This is a genomic window from Chloroflexota bacterium, assembly GCA_011322445.1.
GTDB lineage: Bacteria > Chloroflexota > Anaerolineae > Anaerolineales > DRMV01 > DRMV01.
The window spans coordinates 51,827-72,097 of sequence record DRMV01000047.1 but is presented as its reverse complement, the minus strand read 5'-3'; the positions used below and the strand labels follow the sequence as shown (position 1 = coordinate 72,097).

General features: G+C 62.9%; 17 protein-coding genes and 1 pseudogene. 7 read left to right on the top strand and 11 right to left on the bottom strand.

Annotated features, from left to right (window positions below):
* Positions 1-5 precede the first annotated feature (5 nt).
* On the bottom strand, positions 6-794 hold the full coding sequence (locus ENJ54_10310; protein ID HFC10224.1) for a DUF2085 domain-containing protein: 789 nt from the start codon (positions 792-794) through the stop codon (positions 6-8).
* Between the two features lie 207 nt (positions 795-1,001).
* Here ENJ54_10310 and ENJ54_10305 point away from each other — a divergent pair, with 207 nt between their 5' ends.
* Entirely contained in the window at positions 1,002-2,135 is a 1,134-nt protein-coding gene (locus tag ENJ54_10305) for a 6-phosphofructokinase (GenBank protein ID HFC10223.1), read from the top strand.
* Between the two features lie 36 nt (positions 2,136-2,171).
* On the opposite strand, the gene ENJ54_10300 is transcribed toward ENJ54_10305, so the two are convergent.
* The 7 genes from ENJ54_10300 to ENJ54_10270 all read right to left on the bottom strand — a co-directional run bounded on the left by ENJ54_10300 (position 2,172) and on the right by ENJ54_10270 (position 9,962).
* Complete coding sequence (locus tag ENJ54_10300; protein HFC10222.1) at positions 2,172-2,942, bottom strand: 2-(1,2-epoxy-1,2-dihydrophenyl)acetyl-CoA isomerase; 771 nt, start codon at positions 2,940-2,942, stop codon at positions 2,172-2,174.
* 279 nt (positions 2,943-3,221) lie between these two features.
* Entirely contained in the window at positions 3,222-3,704 is a 483-nt protein-coding gene (locus ENJ54_10295) for a hypothetical protein (protein ID HFC10221.1), read from the bottom strand.
* 126 nt (positions 3,705-3,830) lie between these two features.
* Positions 3,831-5,105 carry a hypothetical protein gene (locus ENJ54_10290; protein HFC10220.1) on the bottom strand — a complete coding sequence of 425 codons (1,275 nt, stop codon included), beginning with the start codon at positions 5,103-5,105 and terminating at the stop codon, positions 3,831-3,833.
* A gap of 10 nt (positions 5,106-5,115) precedes the next feature.
* Complete coding sequence (locus ENJ54_10285; GenBank protein HFC10219.1) at positions 5,116-5,667, bottom strand: hypothetical protein; 552 nt, start codon at positions 5,665-5,667, stop codon at positions 5,116-5,118.
* 12 nt (positions 5,668-5,679) lie between these two features.
* On the bottom strand, positions 5,680-8,115 hold the full coding sequence (locus ENJ54_10280; protein HFC10218.1) for a hypothetical protein: 2,436 nt from the start codon (positions 8,113-8,115) through the stop codon (positions 5,680-5,682).
* Between the two features lie 12 nt (positions 8,116-8,127).
* Positions 8,128-9,573, bottom strand: a complete 1,446-nt coding sequence (locus ENJ54_10275) for a tetrathionate reductase family octaheme c-type cytochrome (GenBank protein ID HFC10217.1) — start codon at positions 9,571-9,573, stop codon at positions 8,128-8,130.
* A gap of 20 nt (positions 9,574-9,593) precedes the next feature.
* Positions 9,594-9,962, bottom strand: a complete 369-nt coding sequence (locus ENJ54_10270) for an ArsR family transcriptional regulator (protein HFC10216.1) — start codon at positions 9,960-9,962, stop codon at positions 9,594-9,596.
* A 129-nt stretch (positions 9,963-10,091) separates the two neighbouring features.
* On the opposite strand from ENJ54_10270, the gene ENJ54_10265 reads away from it, so the two are divergent.
* The 6 genes from ENJ54_10265 to ENJ54_10240 all read left to right on the top strand — a co-directional run bounded on the left by ENJ54_10265 (position 10,092) and on the right by ENJ54_10240 (position 15,958).
* Complete coding sequence (locus ENJ54_10265) at positions 10,092-10,571, top strand: GIY-YIG nuclease family protein (GenBank protein ID HFC10215.1); 480 nt, start codon at positions 10,092-10,094, stop codon at positions 10,569-10,571.
* Positions 10,572-10,637: 66 nt separating this feature from the next.
* Positions 10,638-11,177, top strand: a complete 540-nt coding sequence (locus ENJ54_10260; GenBank protein HFC10214.1) for a signal peptidase II — start codon at positions 10,638-10,640, stop codon at positions 11,175-11,177.
* Positions 11,170-12,120, top strand: coding sequence for an RluA family pseudouridine synthase (locus ENJ54_10255; protein HFC10213.1), 951 nt, complete (start codon positions 11,170-11,172; stop codon positions 12,118-12,120). The genes ENJ54_10260 and ENJ54_10255 overlap by 8 nt, the downstream gene beginning before the upstream one ends.
* A gap of 92 nt (positions 12,121-12,212) precedes the next feature.
* Positions 12,213-14,648 carry a tetratricopeptide repeat protein gene (locus ENJ54_10250; GenBank protein ID HFC10212.1) on the top strand — a complete coding sequence of 812 codons (2,436 nt, stop codon included), beginning with the start codon at positions 12,213-12,215 and terminating at the stop codon, positions 14,646-14,648.
* A 20-nt stretch (positions 14,649-14,668) separates the two neighbouring features.
* Complete coding sequence (locus tag ENJ54_10245; protein HFC10211.1) at positions 14,669-15,454, top strand: alpha/beta hydrolase; 786 nt, start codon at positions 14,669-14,671, stop codon at positions 15,452-15,454.
* Between the two features lie 27 nt (positions 15,455-15,481).
* Entirely contained in the window at positions 15,482-15,958 is a 477-nt protein-coding gene (locus tag ENJ54_10240; protein ID HFC10210.1) for a hypothetical protein, read from the top strand.
* 144 nt (positions 15,959-16,102) lie between these two features.
* On the opposite strand, the gene ENJ54_10235 is transcribed toward ENJ54_10240, so the two are convergent.
* From ENJ54_10235 to ENJ54_10225, 3 genes and pseudogenes are all read right to left on the bottom strand, one after another.
* Positions 16,103-18,172 (bottom strand): elongation factor G, encoded by a 2,070-nt coding sequence (locus ENJ54_10235; GenBank protein ID HFC10209.1) that lies wholly within the window; start codon positions 18,170-18,172, stop codon positions 16,103-16,105.
* A gap of 408 nt (positions 18,173-18,580) precedes the next feature.
* A pseudogene (gene coaBC / locus ENJ54_10230) lies at positions 18,581-19,804 on the bottom strand (bifunctional phosphopantothenoylcysteine decarboxylase/phosphopantothenate--cysteine ligase CoaBC).
* A gap of 93 nt (positions 19,805-19,897) precedes the next feature.
* Entirely contained in the window at positions 19,898-20,203 is a 306-nt protein-coding gene (locus ENJ54_10225; protein HFC10208.1) for a DUF4282 domain-containing protein, read from the bottom strand.
* Positions 20,204-20,271: the final 68 nt, after the last annotated feature.

The following is a 20,271-nucleotide window of genomic DNA, read 5'->3' as shown; positions in this document are numbered from 1 at the left end:
CCTCCTCAAGGGCGCGGGAAACCGCTCCAGGTATGGGTGAAAGCAAAACGCAAGGCATCGAAAAGGCCAATTTGCAACATAGCGACCAGCCAACCCACATAGAAAAACCCTATCAAGTCTCGCCAGGTGCGGGCTGTATTTTCACGCCGCAACAGGCCTACTGCAAACAGACCGTAAATCATGCTCAGCAGCAGCACCACATCGCCCGTGCTCAGCAGCGCCACCGGGTAAAGCACGAGAGGGTTACCAGACCACACCAGCGCACCAGCCCCCGCCGCGAGCAGCACCAGTGTTCCCAACCGGCGCAGGGTCAGAGCAGGGGCGCTTTCCCACCGCCGCCACACCGTCTGCTGGAAAGCGGCATACAACAGGGCCCCGATCACAAGCCCCATTCCCAAACCGGTCAACAGCCGCAAAAGGTTGTGCGGGAGGTAAAGCGCCTTCCCCGTGGCGGCGTAGAGAAACGAATTGCCGCCATCGATCGCAAAGGCCGCTGCCAATAACCCCAGAAGCCATGCCGTGGCTCCCTTGGGAAAGCCGCCCCGCCGCGGCGCCCGCCACGCCAAAAAGAGCAGCGTCAGCAGCGCCCCCAGGTGCATGCCCGTATCGCGAAAACACAAGGGCATTTGGCGAGCGCCCAGAAAAGGCGAGTGCAAGGGGTTGCGAGCGCAAACGGCATAAGCCACAGCGTCCGCTTTGCCCAACAGGCCCGGTGGCGTCGCGTAAAGCCAGCCGCCCAACACCCCAGCGCCTATCACGAGCAGCACCCAACGAAGCAGACGTTTCGCGCGCATGGGCAGATTATACCCCGCCCCGGCGATGTTTCCTATGCCCTTGTAAAATTCCCTCCCAAGGCCAGCACGCAGCGGCCCTGCGCGAGCGTTTCCCGCCGATGGGTCGCTTTCCCGCCACTGACCGCGCCCCCAAGCCCGCGTTTCTCAGGCAAAGCCGCACTTTTCAGGGTACAATTCCCCCAACCCCACCCTCAGGAGGTGCCCACCATGCCTCGTATGGCCGTCCTTACCGGCGGGGGCGATGCCCCCGGCCTCAACGCCGTCATTCGCGCCGTCGTGCGCTCCGCCACCCTCACCTATGGCTGGGAAGTGCTGGGCGTGCGCGACGGCTACGATGGCTTCCTCAAGCCCCACGGCGTCTTCCGCCTCACCCTCGACGATGTGGAAGACATTCTCGACCGCGGCGGCACCATTCTCGGCGCGGCCAACCGTGGCAACCCCTTTGCCCGCAAAGTGATGCGCAACGGGGAAGAAGTCATCATCGACATTTCCGACGAAGTGGTCGCGCGCATCCACGATTTAGGCTTAGAAGCCGTCATCGTGGCCGGTGGCGATGGCACCTTAGGCATCGCCCGCGACCTGTTCCACAAAGGCGTGCCCGTGGTCGGCGTGCCCAAGACCATCGACAACGACGTCTGGGGCACTGACGCCACTTTTGGATTTGATACCGCCGTCAACTGTGCCGCTCACGCCCTGGGCCGCCTGCACACAACCGCCGAATCGCACCATCGCGTGATGGTCGTGGAATTGATGGGCCGGGAAGCCGGCTTCATCACCCTCTATGGCGGGCTTTCCGGCGGGGCAGATATCATCCTGATTCCCGAAATTCCCTTCCGCTACGAAGTGCTGTGCGAGATGGTGCAGGAACGCATCCGCCGGGGACACAAATCGAGCATTGTAGCGGTGGCAGAAGGCGCGCGCCCTGAAGGCGGGCACGAGATCGTCGCCCGGCCGGGCGACGCGGTGGTGGTGCCTCGCCTGGGCGGCATTGGGCAGGTGGTGGGGAAATATTTGGAAGAGGAATGCGGGGTCGAAACGCGGGTGACCGTGCTGGGCCACCTGCAACGCGGCGGCTCGCCCTCGGCTTTCGACCGCTGGCTGGCCACCACCCTGGCCGGGGAAGCCGTGCGTTTGGCCGTGCACGGCCAATTTGGGCGTGTGGCGGTGCTGCGGCAAATGCGGGTCACTTCGCTGCCGCTGGACGAAGTCGGTGCGCACGTCAAGCACGTCGACCCCGAAAGCGACGCTGTCCGCACCGCGCGGGAGATTGGCATCTGCTTTGGTGACGAAATGCCGCCCTTGCCCCCTCTCGCTCCCCCTGAAGCTCCCTGTCAGCCATAAAAAAACGGGCGGGGCACGAGGCCCCGCCCGATGGCTTTACACATACTTTGGTGGGCGCTTTTCCAGAAAGGCCTGCACGCCTTCATGGTGCTCTGCTGTCTTGCCGGCAATGTCTTGAATGTAAGCCTCGTAATCCAGCACGGCTTCCAGATGCGGCATGATGGCACGGTTGAAAGCCCGTTTGGTCAGCCCCAGCGCCGTCAAAGGCCCAGCGGCGAGTTCCTGCGCCCAGCCGCGAGCGGCTTCTTCCAATTGCTCAGCAGGCACCACCCGGTTGACCACGCCCCAAGCCAGCGCTTCTTCGGCGGTAAACGGCTGGTTGGTGAAAGCATATTCCGTAGCGCGCCCCAGCCCCATGATCAAAGGCAACAACAGGGAAACGCCCGAATCGGGGGCCAGGCCAATTCCCGAAAAGCCCACCAGGAAACGGGTGCCTTCAGCGGCAATGCGCAAATCGCAGGCCAGCGCCACACCCAACGCCGCCCCCGCCACCGCGCCGTGTAACGCTGCAATGACCGGCTTTTCCAGGCGGCGCAGTTGCAAAATCAACGGGTTGTAAGTTCGCTGCAAGTGGCCGCGCAGGGATTCCCCTTCGACGGCCTGCAATTCGGTCAAGTCTTGCCCGGCGCTAAAAGCACGATTGGCCGCGTTGAGCAGCACCGCCCGCACCGTGCGATCGCGCCCGGCCTGGCTGAGGGCCTTTTGCAGTGCCAGGGTGAGGTCGTGGGTAAATGCATTGACGGGCGGCTGATTGAGGGTCAGCACCATCACCGCGCCGTCGCGGGTCACATGCAAAGGGGTCTCCATCCAAAGCCTCCTCAGGAAAGATTACACCACTTGCCATCCAAAAGCCTATCCGAAAAACTTCTTGCCGCTGCATCACGGCACAGCGGTACAGCCGCCAGGGTGGTTTCCCTACTTCGGGGGCTTCGCCCCTTCGGCTGCCGCTCGGCAGGCCCGCAATGACCTCGCGGTACGATTTTCTGAACAGGCGCAAAGTCTTCGCTACGGCTCAATGGCGGCAAAAAGCCACCCGGCGACAAAAACGCCCCCTTGCGGGGGCGTCAAAAGCGCGCCAAAGGGCATTTAGAAGCCCAGGCCGGCCAGTAAATCGTCGTCGGCGTCGAGGTCATCGCCCGCGTCGCCTGCGTCTTCCTCGTCGGCCTGGTCGGACATCAGGTCTTCAGGGGCAATGGACGAAAACTCGCCGGCGTCGTCTTCCTCATCAGCGTCGTCCACGAATTCGTATTCCACCTGCACGTCGGCGTTGTCGACCGCGACCCAGAGGCGAAGGACGTCGGCGTCATCCACTTGGCTGTAATGCGCGGCCACAATGGGCACGCGTTGGATCAGGCCATCGGGGCCGCGGAATTCCAAATGGATGGGCTCCCGCTGCCGCCAGGCGCGGTAGCAACGCTCGACCAACGCCGGGCCATTGACTGCCCGCACACGGGTCATCGCAATCTGACTGAGCGAAGGCCCTTCCACCAGCGAAAGCGTCCATTCATCCATGGCAGCCTCGAAGGTAGGCGGGGGACCTTCGATGATGGTAATTTTGCGTTCTTCCATCGGTTAAGCACCTGTTTCTGTTGAAGGTTGTGCCCCGAAGGGCAAAGCAATCATACCACGAAACGCCCCTGGCGGCCAAACAAAAAGCCCCCGACCGCAGTCGGGGGCTTGCGAGCATGGCAAAGGCTATCCGCAGCCACCACCAGCCGGTCCCGTCGGCCCTTTGACCTTGATCTTGGGCACAAACTGGTCTTTGATTTTCTCGATGATTTCATCGTTGTCGGGGTCAGCCAGCATATCGGCCGCGCGGTAACGGTCGCCGAGCGCCTCTGCGAAGTAGTAATCCAGCAGTTGGGTATTGCCTGCGGCCTTGGCTTCCATGATCTTGCCCTCGGCCATATCTTTCTCGCCGAAGACCTTGATCCAATCGTTGAGGCCGCCCGCCAGCAGGTACACGTTGGGCACTTTCTCCGCCACCAACATCTTCCACGCCTGCGTGGCCTGATCTTCGCCATTGCTCACGATGACGAACACCGTGGCCGGCGTTTCTTTCGCCATCTTACGGAATTCAGGCACGGCACCCAGCAGTTCGTCGAGCGGGATGTGCCGCGACCAGCGCAGGTGGAAGAGGTTGTAGGAGTAATCGTCGCGCACATCCACGATGACGGTTTGCAACGTCTTGGTCTTGTTGATCGTGGTAGCCAGTTCATAGGGGCTGATTTGCACCTCGCGCTGCTGCAAGAGCGGCTCTTGGGTTGCCGCGACCTGATTCCAGCGCTGCTGCCAGTTCGGCCAAATGGCCCACACACCAGCAGCCGCCAGCAGCACGACCACGGTAGCAATCGGCGCCCAGCGCGGGGTCGGGTACGGTTGCGTGTCTTCCCGCTTGAACTTGTTGACCGCCCACTCGTTGAGCCAGAAGGTCAGCACGATGATGATCGCCATGACGAACACCACCACGCCGGCGCTCACGTGGAACACATCCATCAGCGTCACACGGCCGTAGAAGCTGCTGTTGTAGAAGTAGTGGAACAGCCGCTCAGTTTCGCTGAAGAGGAAAGTGCCCACCAGGCCGCCGAGCACAAAGAACCAGGCGTCTTTCTTCAAGGCGGTGGAAGACACAATCGAGGTGCCGGGGCAGTAACCGCCGATGATGATACCGATGCCCATCAGCGCGCCGCCGACCACGCCAGGCCAGAGGTAGGTGGGGTCAACCCAGATGACGTCGTAATCCAGTAACCCTACCGCCACCGAGGCGAAGATGAGCACCATCGCCACAAGGATGGCAGTAAACATCGCCTTGATGACGCGGCCGTTGCGGAAGTAGAACTGCCCGGTCAGGACGTACGAGTTGCTGAAACCGGAGATTTCCAGGCCAAAGGCAAAGCCGATGCCGATGAGAATCTCCACGAGGGCCAGGCCGACCTTGCCGAGTGCGTGAATGGAGGCTAATGGGAACATAATTTCCTCCTCAGTTCCACAGTTTCCGCACGACGGCAGCGGTGGCGAAGGCAAAGGCAAACATCACCAAGCCAATCAGCCAACTGCCTGCGGAGAGGGTCGCACCGCCGGAAAGCACCTGTCCGGAGGTGCACCCGCGAGCCATACGGGCGCCAAACAGGAAGATCATCCCGCCGAAGAACGCCATCACCCAGCGCCCCTTTTCAGAGAGATGCGGGCCGCGAGGGGTTTCCGGCTTGAAGCGTCCGAAGATCACCGAAGAAGCAAAGGCGCCCAAAATGAGGCCAATGACTTCCCAGGTAATCCAGTTGTCGAAGGGATTCTTCGTACCACCGGCCACTTTGATCAACTGCGGCACGCGGTCCACATGATGGGGCGCAACCAGGTTGACCAGAAAGCCATTCATGCGGGCAAAGATTGCCGAGGCGCCCAGGCCGTTTGCCGTGATGAGCAACGAGAAGAACAAACTCAGGCCCAACAGCACGCCACCCACGTAAGGGTTAGCATAAGGCTTCCTCGGCCGGTCAATCAGTTTCTGAAACCACGATTTCTTTTCAGCCATCGTCAACACTCCTTAGGCGTTGGGGGCCTCAGGCGCGGGGGCCTCGTCCTCATCCGCTTCCACCTCTTCCCAGCCGGTTATCATGGCTTCAATGTAAGCGAAGGGTGTGTGCCCGGTCGTGGTGAGGTAGACGTGAGCGACGACGAACACACCGATGAGCCAGGCATCCAGGGTATGAATGCCCACGACCCACGACATGGTCGTGCTACCCAACGCCGTCGCTGCTTGCGGCCACACTCGCGCTGCCCAAATCCACATACCGGTCACCATCTGGATGGGGAGCAGCCCGAACAACAAACCAAAGTACGAGAGGCGCTGCAAGGGGTTGAGCTTGTTCCAGAACGTCTTCTTGAACGGATGCGGCTCGCCCTTGAAAATGCCCATCAAGTAAAACTTGCTCTGCAAGATGATCCGGCTAAACAGGCCCTGCGGCTTGGGCAGGAACTGCTTGATGTAGCCCGTGCTGAGGTGATAATAAGCCGCAAACACGAAGTTGATAACCAAAATCCAGCCCAACACCGTGTGGGTGAACACCAACCCACGGAAGGAGAACCCACCAAAGAGGTCCGGATTGTGAATGATCAACCCCGTGAACAGCAGGCCCAAAATGGCCGCCATTTGCAGCCAGTGCCAGAAGCGCTCAGCAGCCGTGTAGAGATAAGCCTCTTTGACGGCGCCGTGATGCTTGGGCGGGTATTTCTTTGCAAAGTAAGCCCGCAGCGCGCCGTGAGCGCTCACACCCAGCAGCGTGGCAATGAGAGCCACCACACCCAGGATGTCAATCCAGCGCACGCTATCCCGGCCGGCGACGTACAGTTGAGCGTCCTTCTCCGGCTCATAATACAGCCCGTCGTTTTCTGCCACCACTTTGCCGGCATCCTTCACTTCCTCGGAAGTCTCGAGCACCGGCGTCACACCGGCGGGTGCAGCGATCGCCAGCGCCATCGGTTTCCCAATGCGGGAATTCGGCCCGTGGCACGCCCGACAATCCTGGATAGCGTAATCGCTCTGCACCACATCGTGGTGAATGGCGTAAGGTTTCACCACGCCCACAATGTGGGGGTCGCTCAAGCCAAGCGCACTCAGGTGCTTGGCAATAAGATCGACTTTCTCTTGCGTGTCGAGGGAAAGTTCATCGGCGGTCAGTTTGCCGTCGCCATTGGCGTCGAAAGCCTTCACAATGTCGTCAGCATACTTGCCATCCGGCATCCAGGCTTTCTTCAGGTCAGCCATGCTGACCTCGACGTCCTTCCCATCTTTCTTGTAAACCCATTCAAAGGTGGTCACCAGGTTATAGGGCGCTTCCTTGCCGTCGGCGTTCTTCAGCAACACCGGCTGGAAGCCCACCACCTTGTGCGACACGGTGAACGGCTCTTTGGCATCGGCACCCGGGGCGGCTTCGTCGGAAGCCATGACCCCGCGATACACCGTGGGGGTGGTGCCATCGGGCAAAATCACCGTCTTGTCGAACGTCTCTGCCGCCGGGGCATGCATCTGCGGGATGTGGCAGGTCTCGCACGCCACTTTAGACAAGTGAAGGTCGAGATACGGCAGCCAATCCTTGTGGGCTGCGACCGGGTCATGGCACGACTCGCAGCTTTCCTGGGTCAACACATGGCTCGGTTGCTTCAGGTAAGCGCCCACATCGGGGTGCCGGGGGTCAAAGGTCAAATACGAAGGCAATTCGCTGTAACGCCGCGCCGCCGGGGCATTGGCGCTGCTGTGGCAGTCCACGCATTGCACGCCGCGCTCGGCATGGACATCCCACGCGAACGGCATGGATTCCTTGCCTTCGATGTTCATGCCCGAAGCCGAGATCCGCTGCGGGGAAACCACCTGGCCAGTGGTCAGGGTCACCCAGTTGTCGGCCAGGTCGCCCACCACCAACGGCGTCTTGACGTCGGTGTGGACTTCACCGTGGCACTGGGCGCAGTTGGCATTGGTGGGTTGATGCAGGTTGACGTATTTGGACTTGAGGGTGCCATCGGCCTCGAAGGCATCGGGGTTCCACTTCCAGCCGTCGGCAGTCTTTTCCAGAATGCCCGAGCCCAGCAGCACGGCGCTATCGGCCCAGGCCTTATCGCCGCTGGCAAGGGCGGCTTTGCGGGCTTCCCCATTGGGAGCCGTGCTGTGGCAGAGATAGCAGGAAGCCGTCATGCCCTCAAAGCCAGCGATTTTCTCGGCTTTCTGGTGCGTTGCATGGGAAGTAATGAAAGCCGTATCGTGACACTGCCCGCAGGTTTTCGTCAGGTCAGCGGGCTTTCCGCTCTGGACAACGGGGTTGCCGTCGGCATCCAGCAAGGCATAGGTGGGGTGCATAGGAGAAGGCGTCACCTCGGGAGTGGGGCCTCCCTCGGCCAATGCCTGCCGCACTCCAAGGGCAATGCCTGCCGCCATGACCGCGACCAGAGCCGTGAAGAGCAACAAGGAGATAAATTTCCGCTGCATGGCTACACTCCCTTAGTGGTTGGTGTCAAAGCGGCCACCCCATTGCATCGGGTCGCCCGGATAGCCCAAAGCCTGCCAGTCCAGGCGCCCTTCGGGGCCATGGCAGTCTACGCATTGCAGCGCCTGTTCTTTCGGCTTGACCATGTGGGTCAACGGCCAGTACATGTAAGTCTTCGTGAAGCCAAACTCACCGCTGAACTTCAGCCCGGTGTGCGGTTCGGCCAGTTTGAAGGCCTGATCCCAGTTGAAGTTGGTCCAGAAGCCATCTTTACCAGCCGTCAACGGGGCCAGCAGGTACATATACTTCTTGTCATAGGGCTGCATCGTCACGTGGATCTTGAAGGGGAAGATCTTGGCCGTGGGGTCGTTGATGCTGCCCGCGGGCTTGTTGATGTAAGTGATCTTGGTGGGATCGATCTTGTCGCCCTTCACATAGCGCTCCGCTTCGTTGCCGTTGAACCAGATGTAGGTCGGGATGAGGTTCTTGACATAGCGGAAGTCGCCTTTGATCTTCAGGTAATGGAAGTGGTTCTGTGGCAGGTCTTTGCCGGCAGTCGCCCAGTTCCAATAGACCTTGGTGGGAATCTTTTCAGCCACTTCGGGCACATGACACGCCTGGCAGGCCACCGACTTGACATGCTCGTTCAAGCGGGGGTCTTTGTGCGGTGCGCTGCTGTGGCAGTCCGTGCACTGCACCTGTTCCTTCGGGTCTACGGTGTAGTTCAAGTTGATGAGTTTGCCCTTGATTTCGTGGTGCTCAGTGCGATGGCAGGTGGTGCACTGGAAGTCGTATTTACCCATGTGCACGTCTGTGGCAGCGTCAGGGTGGTAGAGCGCGCTGCTGATGTCGCCATGTTTGACGTTGTCGCCGCCACCGCCATAAGCATGGCAGGTCAAACAATTGGCGCGCGTGGGGTTCCGGACGCTCTTGGCCGCCGCCACCAGATCCACCCCATCCGCCGGATTGCCGTAGGCGCCGCGCCCATACTTACTGGGGTCAGCATGGCAAATCAAGCAGTCGACGTTGTCGGGGTTCGAGAAATCGGTGGGAGCCTCCTCCGTCCACCCATAGCCCGTGTGGCACGTCATGCACACCCGCTGGTTGCCTTCTGTGTTGATGCAGAAGTTGTTGAAGGAATACAACTTCCCCAGCCGAATTGGTTTGTCGTGGCCGGGGATGTTGAAAGCCTTCTCACTCAGCCATTGCCAGTGAGAAGTGTGCATGAAATCCTTCGCAGCATTCGGGTGACATTCCAGACAGGTCTTGGTGACATCCTGCCCCGTCTCAAACGGCCCCTGGATGATGGCGGAGTGGTCCACGTGGGGCTGATATTTCGGGAGGTGCGCCCACGGATCACCCTGGGGTTGAGCGGGTTTCGGCCACAGCACCCAAATAGGCACAATGACCACCAGGAGAATGCCGACCAGGCCCAGCAACCATGTTGGTTTTTTGTCCATAGCCTTCTCCTTCTGGAAAGTTAGGGTTGCGGACTGCGCTCTGCGGCAGCAGCGACTTCCAGCAAACTGGCGCGCCGGGCAAGGCGCTCTTGCAAAACTTCACGGAAGACCCGCAAGGCCTCCAGTAACCTGGGGTCTGCCAGGCGATACTCCACCATCGCCCCCTTGCGAGTGGCACACACCAGCCCCTGTTCCCGCAACGTGCGCAAATGGCGGGAAGCCACAGGCTGGCTGATGCCCAGATGCTCGGCCAACCCGCTGACATGGTAAGGGTGCTCGGCCAGCGCACACAGCATCAAAATGCGCTGCGGATGCGCTAACGCCGCACAAATTTCGGCCTGCATCGGGGCAAATTCTTCTCGCTGTTCGGGCGGGAGCATGAAAGCCATCCTTTGGGAGTATCTACCTATACACTTATGCGTATACCACTTCTCACGTCACTTTAAGATAATACTCTTGCCCTCCAGCAATGGTTAGTGACAATTGTCACCCGTTTGAGCGTCGGATATACTTATCTCATGCCGCCCACCTGTTCATCCCCCGAAGCCCTCCCCGCGCTGCCGGGCGCCTATTGGCTGGCTTTGGCCCTGCCCCACTCCACCCGCGTGCGCATCGGCCGGTTGGGAGCAGCCCTTTTCCCCCAAGGGTATTACGTTTACACCGGCAGCGCCCACGGCCCCGGCGGTGTGCGCGCCCGCCTGGGAAGGCACTTGCGCGGCAGCCCGCGCCGCCGCTGGCATATTGACTTCCTCCGCGTAGAGGCTGCGCCTCTCGCCTGGGGGTGGACGACGGCCACCGACCCTCCCACCCCCTGGGAATGCCGCTGGGCTCAGTCCCTGGCTGCTTCCCCCGGGGCTTTCATTCCCCTTCCCGGTTTCGGCGCTTCCGATTGCCGCGCGGGTTGCCCCGCCCACCTGGTGGGGTTTCCCTCCCTGGCGGCGCTGCAAAACGCGGTCTTCACCGCAACTCGCGGTACAATGGAAGCCTGCTGGCCGTAAGCCTGCCCGGCCGCGACCAGACAACAACGCGACCAAATCGCCACGCGACGACTTTTCGGAGCATTCATGCTGAAAACCCTCAAAGCCTATGGCTTCCTTTTTCTAATCGGCGGCGGCGTGCTGCTCGCCGACCAAACTGCCAAAGCCTGGATCGAAGCACACATTCCCTTCGCGCGGCAGACCACGCCTTTCGCCGCGCTGCCGTGGCTGCACATCACCAACTGGCACAACAGCGGCATGGCCTTCGGCCTCGGCCAGGCCTGGGGGCCGGTGCTGCTGGCGCTGGGCGTGGTGTACGCCCTGGGGGTGCTGCTGGCCTTCCCGGCCATTGCCCGCAGTGGCTGGTGGCTGCGCTGGGGCATGGCCATTCAATGGGGCGGCGCCCTGGGTAACCTGCTCGACCGCCTGCGCCACGGCTACGTCACCGATTTCATCGCGGTGGGGCGCTTCCCGGTGTTCAACCTTGCCGATGCCGCCATCAGCCTGAGCGTGGCCTTCCTGCTGCTGGGCGAATTGTTCGCCGACGACGAGCCTGCCCCCGAAACGCCCCCTCATGCACCCGACGCCGAAACCTCACCCGCGCCCGAAGAAACACCCCATGCCTGAAACCGCCCGCACGGTCGCCTTCCCCTTTGCCGGCGACCACCCCCAACGGCTCGACAAATTCCTCACCGCGGCGCTGGAAGGCACCTATTCCCGCAGCCGCATTCAAGCATGGATCAAAGAAGGCCGCGTGACGGTGAACGGGGAGACGGTCACCAAAACCGGCTTTGCCCTGGAAGCCCCAGCCACCATCACCGTTGCCATTCCCCCGATTTTGCCCACCACCTTAGTGCCGGAAGCCATCCCGCTGGACGTGCTCTTCGAGAACGACGATGTACTGGTCGTTAACAAGCCCGCGGGGATGGTCGTCCACCCCTCGCCCGGCCACAGCAGCGGCACCTTGGTGCACGCCGCGCTGGCGCATGCGCCCGAAATGCTGGGCGTGGGTGGCGAACACCGCCCCGGCATCGTCCATCGCCTGGACAAAGACACCTCGGGCGTCATCATTCTGGCAAAGAACGACGCCGCCCACCAGTTCCTGCAAGCGCAGTTCAAAGCCCGCACCACCCACAAAGTCTACCTCGCGCTGGTAGACGGCGCGCCTCCCACGCCCACAGGCCGCATCGAAGCCCCCATCGACCGTGACCCCGCCCACCGCAAACGGATGAAAGTCGTCCCGCCGGGCAAAGGCCGCCCCGCGGTGACCGAATATCGCACCCTCGAAGCCTTCCCCCACCACACGCTCATCGAAGCCCATCCCCTCACCGGCCGCACCCACCAGATCCGCGTCCATCTGGCCTTCCTCGGCTGCCCGGTGGTAGCCGACCCGCTCTATGGCCGCCGTCGTTCCTCGCTGCCCATCACCCGCCACGCCCTGCACGCTTACAGCCTGACCATCACCCTCCCCGGCGAAACCGCCCCCCGCACCTTCGCCGCCCCCCTGCCAGAGGATATGCAAGATGTGCTGGCAGCATTGAGGCAAGCAAACCGCCCGCAGAAAAATTGACGCCCCCTATCGCCCCGCCGCCCCCCTATCCGACCAAGCGACCACCTGACTACCTGACCAAGCGACCACCCGACTACTCGGCTTCCCCTCCCATGCGCTCTTCCCGGTTGACCTTCCTTTTCTTCCTGCTTTTCTTCGTGCTACTGGCATGCAGTTTGCCCGCGCCTGCCGGGCTTTGGGCCACGCCCACGCCTTCCCCTACTTTCACGCCTTCCCCTTCGCCCACGCCCACCGTTACCCCCACGCCCACGCCGACGCCCACGCCGCAGCCCTCCGGCTGGCTGACCAACGGCCAGCGGGCGCTTTTCGAAGGCGATTGGGATACCGCGCGGGCCGCCTTCCAGCAAGCCCAGGCCCAAAGCGCCGACCCTGCCGTGCTGGCCGCCGCGCAACTCGGTTTGGGGCGCGCTGACCTTTACGCTCGCCATTACGCGACCGCCCTCGACGCCTTCCGGGCTGTCATCACCACCTACCCCAACACCGCTGCCGCCACCGACGCCTATTTCTACCTCGCCGAAGCCTACCAGGCGCTGGAACGCTACGCCGAGGCTGCCGAGGCGTATCAGGCCTTCCTGCAACATCGCCCCGGCTACATCGACGCTTACCTCTACGAGTGGATGGGCGACAACCGCTTCAACGCGGGCGACTACAACGGCGCGGCTTCGGCTTACCAGGCTGCCCTCAAGGCTTCCCCACCCCAAGACCGCATCTACGGCATCAAACTGGGCATCGCTCGCGCCCATCACATGGAAGGCGACCTGACCACCGCCATTGCCGAATACCAGGCGCTCTACCAGGCCGACGCCAACGGCTACCGCCGCGCCCTGCTGGACTGGTACATCGGCCAGGCTTACACCGCTTTGCACGACCTCGAACACGCTCATGAAGCCTACCTCGACGCCGTCAACAACTACCCCGCGGCTTATCAGGCCTACCTGGCCCTCACCCAACTGGTCAAAGACGGCGTGCCGGTCGATGACCTCAACCGCGGGCTCACCGACTACTTCGCCGGGCAATATGGCGTCGCGGTGCAGGCTTTCGACCGCTACCTCAACGCCCAGCCCGGCGGCAGCGACACCGCGCTCTACTACAAAGGGCTGGCGCTGCGGGCGATGGGCAACGCCGCCGAGGCCACGACCGCCTGGCAGGCGCTCATCGACGGCTACCCCCAAAGCCGCTTTTGGGATAAAGCCTGGGAACAAAAAGCCTACACCGAATGGGCTTACCTCGACCTGTACGACAAAGCCACCGACACCCTGCTGGCTTTCGTGCAGGCCGCCCCCACCCACCCGCGCGCCGCCGAGTTCCTTTTCGACGCCGCCCGCGTACAGGTGCGTGCCGGCAACCTGGCCCGCGCTGCCGCCCTGTGGGAACGCGTCGCGCGGGAATACCCCTCTTCTGGCTACGCCTTTCGCAGCCTGTACCTGGCGGCCATCACCACCCACCGCTTAGGGAACGACGAAACGGCGCGGGGGCTGCTGCAGGAAGCCGCCGACGCCGCCGCCAAAGCCGAAAACCGCGCCGCCGCCTACCTCTGGCTGGGAAAACTGCGCGCGGCCGCGGGCGACCAGGCCGGGGCGCGCAACGCCTGGCAACTCGCGACCGCCGCCGACCCCACCGGCTATTACAGCGAGCGCGCCCGCGACCTGCTCGATGGCCGCCCTCCCTTCACGCCGCCCCCGGCCTTCCACCTGCCCACCAACTGGGAAGCCGAGCGCCAGCAGGCTGCCGCGTGGGTGCGCAGCCGCTTCGAACTGGCCGCCTCGCCCGCAGACCTGCTCACCCCCGGCCACCTCGCCAGCGACCCCCGCTTTATTCGCGGCAGCGAACTGTGGCGCCTGGGGCGCTACGAGGAAGCCAAAGCCGAATTCGAAAACCTGCGCGCCGCGGTGGCCGACAGCCCCGCCGACACCTTCCGCCTGGCCGAATACTTCCGGCAAATCGGGCTCTACCGCAGCGCCGTGTTCGCCGCCCGCCATGTGCTCGACCTGGCCGGGCTCGACGACGCCGCCACCCTCACTGCGGCCCCGCCTTACTTTGCCCACCTGCGCTTCGGCACTTTTTACAGCGACCTGGTGCTGCCTGCCGCGCAGGCTTATGGCTTCCATCCCCTCTTCCTCTTTGCCGTGCTGCGGCAGGAATCCCTTTTCGAAGGGTTCGTGCATTCCTCGGCAGGCGCGCGGGGGCTGATGCAACTCATGCCCGCCACCGCCCAGGAAATCTACCAGCAGACCGGCTGGCCGCCCGACTTCACCGCCGACGACCTCTACCGCCCCAAGGTCAGCATCACCTACGGCGCACACTACCTCGCCCGCCAGCGCGATTACCTGAAAGGCGACCTCTACGCCGCGCTGGCCGCCTACAATGCCGGGCCGGGTAACGCCGCACGCTGGCAACAAGCCGCCCACGGCGACCCCGACCTGCTGCTGGAAGTCATTCCTTACAGCCAAACCCGCGACTACATCCGCCGTATTTACGAAACCTTTGTCATCTACCGCAACCTCTACGGCACCATGCCCCCCGGCTAACTCCACCCCGACCATAAACCATGTGCCCCCAACCTTCTTCCCCCGCCATGCACTACCTTGACCCCGCGCCGCAGCACTCAGAAACCGTGCTGCTGCTCCACGGCCTGGGCTCGACGGCGGCCTCGTGGCAGGCACAACTGACCGCCCTGGCCGAAGCGGGTTTCCGCCCCATTGCCGTCGACCTGCCCGGCTTCGGGAAAACGCCGCACCGCGGCCCGTGGTCGCCGCAGCGTGCAGCCGCCGCGGCCCTCGCTTTGCTGGAAAGCCTCGACGCGCTGCCCGCCCACGTGGTTGGCATTTCCATGGGCGGCACGGTCGCCCTGGCCGCAGCCCTGGAATTCCCCAAAAAGGTGCGCTCGCTCACCCTGGTCAACACCTTTGCCGCGCTGCGCCCCGAAGGGCTGCGTGAGTGGGCTTACTTCGCCCTGCGGATGGTAGTGGTGCACACCGTAGGGCTGGAAGTCCAGGGGCGCACGGTCGTGAAGCACATCTTCCCCAAAGCGGGGCAGGAAGCCATGAGAGAGGCGCTGTTGGCCGAAATACGGCAGGCCGACCCGCGCGCCTACCGCGCTGCCATGCGGGCGCTGGCGCGCTTCAATGTGGTCTCCCGCCTTGGGGAAATCCACTGCCCCACCCTGGTCGTCACCGGCGAGGAAGACGCCACCATCCCCCCGACAGTGCAGGCCGAACTCGCCCGCGGCATTCCAGGGGCGCGGCACGTCGTCATCTCCGGCGCGGGCCACGCCGTGATTGCCGACAGCCCCGAAGCGTTCAACCGCGCCCTGCTGGAATTCCTGACTACCTGACCACCTGACTATCCGACTCTCCCTCCCATGCCCTACATCATCGACGGCCACAACCTGATTCCCAAAATTCCCGGCCTGAGCCTGCGCGACCCCAACGACGAAATGCGTCTGGTGGAACGGCTGCAACGCTACTGCGCCCGCCGTAACACCCGTGCTGAGGTGTACTTCGACCGCGCCGCGCCGGGGCACGCGGGCAGGCGGCGTTTTGGTGCGGTCACCGCGGTGTTCGTGCGGGAAGGCCGCACGGCCGACCAGGCCATCGCCGCGCGGGTGCGGAAACTGGGAAAGCAGGCCCGCAACTGGGTGGTGGTTTCTTCCGACCATGAGGTGCAGCGAGAGGCGCGTTGGGCCGGGGCGCGGGTGGTGGATTCCCAAGCATTTGCCGCCGAACTGGGCGCGCCTTCCAGCGCCGCCGCGGGTGAAGAAAAACCCGCGGCACTTTCCGATGAGGAACTGGATGAATGGCTGCGGCTGTTCGGGGAAGAAGGAGACGGAGAGGGATGACACCCTTGCCGCGCGCCTCTATGAAATCCATTCCGCCCTCCAGCGTGCTTTGGCATGCCGTCAGAGGCTGAACAGGTCCCAAAAACGACGCTCCCCCCGGTGGTTGGGGGGAGCGTTTCGTTTTCTGTCAGCCTTCGCCGGGAGTTATTTTTCTTCGGCCAGTTCGCGCTGGCGCTCGGCGATGATTTCCTGCTGCAGGTGAGCGGGCACTTTCTCGTAGTGCGAAAATTCCATTTCGAACACGCCGCGGCCGCCGGTGAGCGAGCGCAGGTCGGTGGTGTAGCGCAGCATCTCGGCCAAAGGCACCTCAGCGGTAATCACCGAGCGGCCTTTTTCCGTGTCCATGCCCTGCACCCGGGCGCGACGGGTATTCAGGTCGCCGAGCACATCGCCCATATTGCTTTCGGGCACGGTGATGCGCACTTTGTAAATCGGCTCCAGCAGCACGGGGCCGGCGTCCTGGAAGGCCAGTTTGAAGGCCTCCCGCGAGGCGATCTCAAAAGCCACCGGCTTGGAGTCCACGGGGTGTTCCTTGCCGTCGAAGACCGCGATTTTCACATTGACCACCGGATAACCGGCAATCACGCCCTGCTTCATGACGTTCTTGATGCCCTTCTCGATGGAAGGCTGGAAACTGGACGAAATCGCGCCGCCGAAGACTTCCCACGCGAAGTCGTAGTCGCTTTCGGGGTTGGGTTCCACCCGCATGTGCACTTCCGCGAACTGGCCCGCGCCGCCGGTCTGCTTCTTGTGGCGGTATTGCGCCTGCCCCTTCTTGGTGATGGTTTCGCGGTAGGGCACTTTCGGCTCCGCGGTGTCGAGGTTGAGCTGGAACTTGGTCTTGGCCTTGCGGATGGCGACGTCAATGTGCTGGTCTCCCATGCCCTGCAAGATGGTCTGCTTGGTGGAGCCGTCCTGATACCACGAGAGGGTGGGGTCTTCTTCGCACAGGCGGGTGAGGGTAGAGCCGAGTTTGGTGGAATCGGACTGCGATTGAGGCACCACCGCGACGCGGTAGAGGGCGGTGGGGTATTCGGGCATGGCAATTTTGATGGGGTTGCCCTTGTCGCAGAGGGTGTCGCCGGTGCCGGTTTCGCTCAGTTTGGGCACAGTGCCCAGGTCGCCGGCATGCAGCACCTTGACGGCAATCTGTTCTTTGCCGCGCAGGATGTGCAAGGTGCCCAGCCGCTCTTCGGTGTTCTTGTTAGCGTTCCAGACGCGCGTGTCGGAATGCAGGGTGCCGGAAACCACCTTGAAGTAGGTGATCTTGCCCACGAAGGGATCGGCGGTGGTCTTCCAGACGTAGGCGGCGAGGGGGCCGCTGTCGTCCGCGGTGAGTCCCACTGGCTCGCCTTTGGCGTTTTCCGCGGGCAGGGCAGGTGCTTCCGCGGGGGAAGGCATCAGGGCAATCATGGCTTCCAGCAGCGGCGCGAGGCCAATTTCCTTTTCGCCCGCGGCCACAAACACGGGCACGTAATCGCCGCTCATCACCACGGCTTTCAGGCCCCGCACCACCTCGTCGGCGGTCAGTTCTTCGCCTTCCAGGTATTTTTCCAGCAGGCTGTCGTCGCCCTCGGCGGCGGCTTCCACCAGCGCCATGCGGGCTTCCTCGGCCGCGTCGGCCAGTTCGGCGGGAATGTCTTGCGCTTCGGTGCCTGCGCCCGCGTAGGCTTTCATGCTCAGCAGGTCGATCACGCCCTGGAAGGCTTCCCCTTCACCCCACGGCAGTTGTACCGGAATGAAGCGGGCGTCGAAGGTTTCCTGCGCCTGGGTGAGCATTTTCTGGAAGTTGGCGTTGTCGCGGTCCATCTTGTTGATGAGCAGGAAGCGCGGGCGGCCAAACTTGTCGGCGTAAGACCACGCGACTTCGGTGCCGACCTCGATGCCAGCCACCGCATCCACCAGCACCACCGCGCCATCGGCCACGTAGAGGGCGGAAATCACCTCACCGACGAAGTCGGTGTAGCCGGGGGTATCCAGCAGGTTGATTTTGTGGTCTTGGTATTCCACCGGAATGAGGGCAGTGGAAAGGGACAACCCACGGCGGATTTCCTCTTCTTCGAAGTCGGAAACGGTGGAGCCGTCTTTGATGCTCCCCAGACGGGTGGTTGCGCCGGTAAAATGCAGCAGTGCCTCGGCGAGCATGGTCTTGCCCGCACTGCTGTGGGAAACCAGAGCGATGTTGCGGATCTTTTCGGTCGTGTACTCTTTCATGGGAAGACCCCTTCCGTGATAAGATTGCTCGCATTTCACGCGAGGTTGGTTCAAGGCAAGCGGGTGGTATTTTAAGGGAAGAAAGCAAAGTTGTCAAAGAAACGCTGCGCATCGGGCGGTTTCCCTTTATGGTATGGCTTCCACCGCGGCCACGGCTTCCAGCGGCAGGGGGGCGTAGAGGTGGGGAAAGACTTCGCCGTCGGCGGCTTCCCAGCGCAGGTGGTCGGCAATGGCAGCAAAGCGGATCTTGAGCAGTAGCAGGTCGTCCCGACCGGCGTAGAAACGTGCCCGTACCCGTGGAATCTGGTCGAGGCGGGAAAGGTGAATGAAGCCCTCGTTTTCCAGCGAAGGGGGGGCGTAGGCCCCTTCGGGCTGGGCGCGTTCCCAGGCGCGGCGCGGGGTCAGGTGGCCCAGCAGGCCGTCTTCCAGCAACACTAACGCCCGCAGCAGCACCGCGTGGGCCACTTCGGCTTTGCTCATCAGCGGAAGGGCTTCCTGCAGGCCGTCGGCGTAGAGCAGCGTCACCTTGTTGGTGTCGACGGCAAAACCGGCCTGGGGGGCGGTGATATCGTTGGCGACGATGAGATCCATCCGCTTGGCTTGCAGTTTGTGGCGGGCGTTTTCCAGCAGGTCGTGGCTTTCGGCTGCGAAGCCGACCACGAGGCGCAGGCGGGGGAAATCGGCACGGCGGCTGGCCAGGGTGGCAAGGATGTCGGTGGTGCGGGTCAGGGGGAGTTCCCAGCGGTCACGGCCTTTTTTGATTTTGTGCCCGGCGGGGGCTTCGGGGCGGTAGTCGGCCACGGCGGCGGCCATCAGCAGCATGTCGGCTTCGTCCAGGTGGCGGAAGATGGCTTCCTGCATCTCCGCGGCGGTGCGCACGTCCACCCGCCGGGCGCCGCCGGGCGTCGGCAGAGCCGTGGGGCCGCTGACCAGGGTCACTTCTGCACCGAAATCCAGCGCGGCCTGCGCCAATGCGAACCCTTGCTTGCCGGAAGAGCGGTTGGCGACCACGCGCACGGGGTCAATGGGCTCTTGCGTCCCCCCCGCGGTGACGACAACGTGCTTCCCCTGCAAGGGGCCTGAGCGGGTCAACAGGTAGCGCGCCTGGCCGATGATAGCCTCCGGTTCCACCATACGCCCCTTGCCCGTCAGGCCGGAAGCCAGGTGGCCTTCCGCCGGGCCAAGGATATGCGCGCCGCGCGCCTTCAGCGTTTCCAGGTTGGCCTGGGTGGTGGGGTGGGCGAACATGCCGCCGTCCATCGCCGGGGCGATGAGGAGGGGGGCGGTGGTGCTGAGGGCGGTCAGTGTCAGGAGGTTGTCGGCCTGGCCGTGGGCCAGTTTGGCGAGGGTGTTGGCCGTGGCAGGGGCAATCACCACCAGATCGGCCGCGTGCCCCAGCCCCACATGCAGCACGTGCCCTCCCTGCCCCCACAAGTCAGCATCTGTGTAGGCTGGCGCGCCGGTCACCGACTGAAAGGTCAGCGGCGCCACAAAACGCGCCCCCGCGTCGGTCAACACGGTGGTGACTGTTGCACCTAATTGTGCCAGCCGCGAAGCCACAAAAGCGGCCTTGTAGACCGCCACAGAACCACAAACCCCCAAAACCACCCGTTTGCCTGCCAATGGCTTGATCAAAGAAGCCTCCTTCGGATTTGCCTTGCCGTTACCTCGCCCCCGCGACAGGGCGCTCCCCCGCGCAGGCGCGAGAGAGCGCCCCGCTTTCACTCAGGCCTGTCGGCGCTCTTCCAACAGGTTCTTGATGTCGGTGAGGGTATCGTTGATGCGGAAAATCACAATGAGCAGTTCGGTGTAAAGCCGCACCAGCAACAGGCCTACAATCGTCATCAGTGGCACGCCAATCAAAGCGCCCAAGATGGACATCGCTTCCCCTTGGCTGATACCCGTGATGAGCATTGAAAAGAAGCCCACGATGCCGCCCAGAATGACACCAACCACGCCAATCCAAAAAATGACCTGAATGATGATCGGCGTGACCATGCGGCGGAAAGCCAGGAAATCCTTCCAGTTCATCGTTCCCTCCTCCAAAGTACAAATGCTGCGGATTCTGCAAAACCTGCATTGCGGATGCCAGCCCTTCT